General features: G+C 74.2%; 5 protein-coding genes. 3 read left to right on the forward strand and 2 right to left on the reverse strand.

Going from position 1 to position 4,118, the window contains the following annotated elements; all coding sequences use genetic code 11:
* Positions 1-42: 42 nt before the first annotated feature.
* Entirely contained in the window at positions 43-894 is an 852-nt protein-coding gene (locus FNQ90_RS14705) for a hypothetical protein (protein WP_194432541.1), read from the reverse strand.
* Entirely contained in the window at positions 891-1,157 is a 267-nt protein-coding gene (locus tag FNQ90_RS14710; RefSeq protein ID WP_182606797.1) for a MoaD/ThiS family protein, read from the reverse strand. The genes FNQ90_RS14705 and FNQ90_RS14710 overlap by 4 nt, the downstream gene beginning before the upstream one ends.
* A gap of 470 nt (positions 1,158-1,627) precedes the next feature.
* Between FNQ90_RS14710 and FNQ90_RS14715 the strand changes: the two genes are divergently transcribed.
* The 3 genes from FNQ90_RS14715 to FNQ90_RS14725 all read left to right on the forward strand — a co-directional run.
* Entirely contained in the window at positions 1,628-2,380 is a 753-nt protein-coding gene (locus FNQ90_RS14715; RefSeq protein ID WP_143619604.1) for a winged helix-turn-helix transcriptional regulator, read from the forward strand.
* Positions 2,381-2,423: 43 nt separating this feature from the next.
* Complete coding sequence (locus tag FNQ90_RS14720) at positions 2,424-3,452, forward strand: LacI family DNA-binding transcriptional regulator (protein WP_182606798.1); 1,029 nt, start codon at positions 2,424-2,426, stop codon at positions 3,450-3,452.
* Between the two features lie 119 nt (positions 3,453-3,571).
* A partial coding sequence (locus tag FNQ90_RS14725) for a Uma2 family endonuclease (RefSeq protein WP_182606799.1) occupies positions 3,572-4,118 on the forward strand: 547 nt, incomplete at its 3' end.

Genomic DNA, 4,118 nt, shown 5'->3' on the forward strand with positions numbered 1-4,118 from the left:
CGACCCCGCCCCGGGGACCCGAACGCGCCGGGTCCCGCCCACTCACGCCGCGAACCACCGCGCCACCGCGTAGGCCACCGGGGCCGACACGGTCAGCGGAAGCGCCACCCCGGCGGTGAAGTGCACGAACCGCGAGGGCCAGTCGTAGGACGCCACCCGCAGCCCCAACAGCGCGCACACCGCGCCGGCCGTCGCCGCGCCCGCCGCCGGGAGGCTCTCCACCGAGGAGATCACCCCCGCGCCCGGACCCGATCCCAGCACCGCGCCCAACGCGGCCGCCGCGAGCACCGCCACCACCGGACCCACCACCCGCACCGTCAACACCCCGCGCACCGGCGCGGCGATCGCCACGCCCGCGGCCACGGCCGTCACCGCGCCCGCGTGCACGGCCGTGGCCGCGAGCAGCCCGGCCGTCGAGATCGTCAGGAGGGTGGAGGCGGCGCCGGCGGTCAGCGCGTCCAGCCGCTCATCGGCCCCGCCCCGGTGCCGCAACCGGAGCACCAGCACCAGCAGGAACCACACGCCCAGCACTCCCAGCAGGGCGGGGACGGCGTACCGGGGGGCGACCAACAGCACCGCCGCGTCGGCCGCCAGGCCACCCGCGAAGGCCAGGGCGATGCCCTGCCGCGCCGGCCACATGCCGTTCAGACGGAACCAGCCGGCGGCCGTCACGACCTGGAGCACCACCAGGGCCGGCAACAGCGCCCACTGGCCCACCGGGGCGAGCACCGCCACCAGGGCGGCGAGCACGGCCGTCAGCACGGCGGGTTTCGGCCCGGGCGGGATGATCGGCGAACCGGTGCGGTGCGCGGAGGGAGCCGTCGCCCCGGCCGGGGCCGGGCCGGCCCCCACCCCGGCGGCGACCCCGGCGGTGGAGGGGGTGACGCCGCTCATCGGGCACCTCCCGCGAACGGCGGCAGCACCTCGACGGTGCTCCCGTCCCGCAGCGTGACCCCGGAGTGGTCCCCGGAGCCGACCTGCCGCCCGTCCACCAGGAACGAGCAGCGCTCCAGCACCAGGGCGAACTCCGGCCGGTCCGCGTGCCGCTCGCGCGCCGCGTCCAGGGCCTCCGCCAGTGTTCCCGCCCGCCAGGGCTCCTCGGCGGTACCGGCCGCGGCCTTCGCCGCCGCCCAGTACCGGATCGTGCCGGTCGCCATTCGGCCCACCCGTTCCTTCCGTACCGTTCCGTGGTGCCCCTCGGGCCCCGTCGCGACGCCGTCGTGCCGCCCCTCGGCCCGCCGTCCGTTCCGCGAACGCCCATCATCACCCCTTCGGGGGCCTCCACCGACCACGAGGGCGCCGCCGGCCGCCGGGACCACCCTCCCGCCGCGCCGGACCGGCCCCCGGGGATGGTTCCGGGAGGGAAGCCGGAGGGCCTCGCGGGCTCCCGCCGGAAACCCCCGGGCAACGAAAAGACCGGCGGAACATGCCCATCGGGTATCCGGAATGTGACACGAACCCTGCGCAGGGGCGACACCCCGGGCTATGCTCGATGCCCAGAAGGATCCGGGCACCGATGCCGTACCGGGTCCTTTCACGCTTTTCGGGCAGCGTGGCCCGGGGTGCGTCGGAGACGTCCGTTCCGAAGTCGTCCATCCTGCCGGGACCGAGGAAGGAACCACCCACCATGAGTTCCCTGCTGCTGTTGACCAACGCCCTCCAGCCCTCCTCCCAGGTCCTCCCGGCCCTGGAGCTCCTGCTCCACAACGTGCGTGTCGCCCCGGCCGAGGGCCCCGCGTTGGTGGACGCCCCCAGCGCCGACGTCATCCTCGTCGACGGCCGTCGCGACCTCCCCCAGGTCCGCTCCCTGTGCCAGCTCCTGCACTCCACCGGCCTCGGCTGCCCGCTGGTCCTCATCGTCACCGAGGGCGGTCTCGCCGCCGTCACCGCCGACTGGGGCGTGGACGACGTGGTGCTCGACACCGCCGGTCCCGCCGAGGTCGAGGCCCGGCTGCGGCTGGCCGTCGGTCGCCGCAGGATGGTCGCCGACGACAGCCCCATGGAGATCCGCAACGGCGACCTCTCCGTGGACGAGGCCACCTACAGCGCCAAGCTCAAGGGCCGCGTGCTCGACCTCACCTTCAAGGAGTTCGAGCTGCTGAAGTACCTCGCCCAGCACCCGGGCCGGGTCTTCACCCGCGCCCAGCTCCTCCAGGAGGTCTGGGGCTACGACTACTTCGGCGGCACCCGCACCGTGGACGTGCACGTGCGGCGGCTGCGCGCCAAGCTCGGCCCCGAGCACGAGTCGCTGATCGGCACCGTGCGCAACGTCGGCTACCGCTTCGTCGTCCCGGAGAAGAACGACGCCGCCCGCGAGCAGGCCCGGGCCGTGACCCGGGAGGCCGAGGAGGTCGTCAAGCAGGCCGCCCGCCGGGCCTGAGACGGCACCGGGGGCGTCGGGGCCCCGTGCGTACACTGTCGCCGTGGCCAAGGTGACGCGGGACGATGTGGCACGACTGGCGGGCACCTCCACCGCCGTCGTCAGTTATGTCATCAACAACGGACCGCGCCCGGTGGCCGCGGGGACCCGGGAACGGGTCCTGGCCGCGATCAAGGAGCTGGGGTACCGCCCCGACCGGGTCGCGCAGGCCATGGCCTCCCAGCGCACCGACCTCATAGGTCTCATCGTCCCCGACGCCCGGCAGCCCTTCTTCGCCGAACTCGCCCACGCCGTCGAGCAGGCGGCTGCCGAGGGCGGGAAGATGGTGCTGGTCGGCAACTCCGATTACCTCGACGAGCGCGAGGTGCACTACCTGCGGGCCTTCCTCGGGATGCGGGTCTCCGGCCTGATCCTCATCGGCCAGGGGCCGAGCGAGAACGCCGCCGCCGAGATCGAGGTCTGGGACGCCCGGGTGGTGCTGTTGCACGAGCGGCCCGAGGCGTTCGGGGACAACGAGGTCGCGGTCGTGCTCGACGACGTGGGCGGCGCCCGTGCCATGGTGGCCCACCTGCTGGACCACGGCCACCCCTACGTGGCCTGCCTCGGCGGCACCGAGTCCACCCCGACCGTCGGCGACCCGGTCACCGACCACGTGGAGGGGTGGCGGCAGGCGATGCGCGCCGCCGGCCGGTCCACCGAGGGACGGCTCTTCCACTCGCCGTTCAACCGGTACGACGCCTACCGGGTGGCGCTCGGGCTGCTGGCCGGCCCCGATCGCCCGCCCGCCATCTTCTGCGCCACCGACGACCAGGCGATCGGTGTCCTGCGGGCCGCCCGGGAGCTGCGCCTCGACGTGCCCGGCGAACTGGCCGTCGCCGGCTTCGACGACGTCAAGGAGGCGGGCCTGACCGATCCGCCGCTGACCACGGTCGGCTCCGACCGTCCGGCCATCGCCCGCGCGGCGGTGGCCCTGGCCACCGGCGAGGGCGAGGAGAACGGGTCGGGTCCCGCCGAGCGGGTCCGCAAGTTCCCCGTCGACCTGCGGATCCGCCGGTCCTGCGGCTGCCCCTGAGCCGTCGGGGGCCTCTTCGGCCGGACAGGACCCGGGGGCGCGGCAGCAGAAGAAACGCGCTCACTCGTTCGGGTGGATAAGAGTGCTGGTCTCTCCCGTCCCGCGGAAGGCATGCCGGGATGGTGACGATCCGAACCGAGGAGACCACCATGAGCGCACTCACCCCGGGCCGCCGGCGTGATTACGGCGACGGCTGGGAGGGCCTGCTCGCCCTGTGGGAGGACACGGACGCGCCCGAGGGTTGCCGGGTGGAGTTGGTCGAGGGGACCGTCACCGTGGCACCACCACCGTCGAAGAGCCACAACGCCATCGCCGAGGAGGTGCAGCGACAGCTCCACGGGCTGCCCCGGATCGGTACGGAATTCGGGATCCACCAGACCCTCGGACTGGCTCTCCCCATCCGGTCCGGGATCTTCGTCCCCGATCTCGCGGTGGTTCCCCGGGCGGCTGTGCGGGGGCCGGGCACCCACGTCGTGGCGGGGGAGGCGGCTCTCGGCGTCGAGGTGACGTCGAAGGGGAACGCCGGGCAGGATCGGGTGACGAAAGCCGCCGCCTACGCGCAGGAGGGGGCGCCCCTGTATCTGCTCGTGGACTGCTGGGCGACGGACACCCCGGGTCTCGTCCTGTACGGCGAACCGGAGGCAGGGGTGTACCGCACCCTGTGGT

It is taken from the genome of Streptomyces alkaliphilus (assembly GCF_014141535.1).
Classification (GTDB): domain Bacteria; phylum Actinomycetota; class Actinomycetes; order Streptomycetales; family Streptomycetaceae; genus Streptomyces; species Streptomyces alkaliphilus.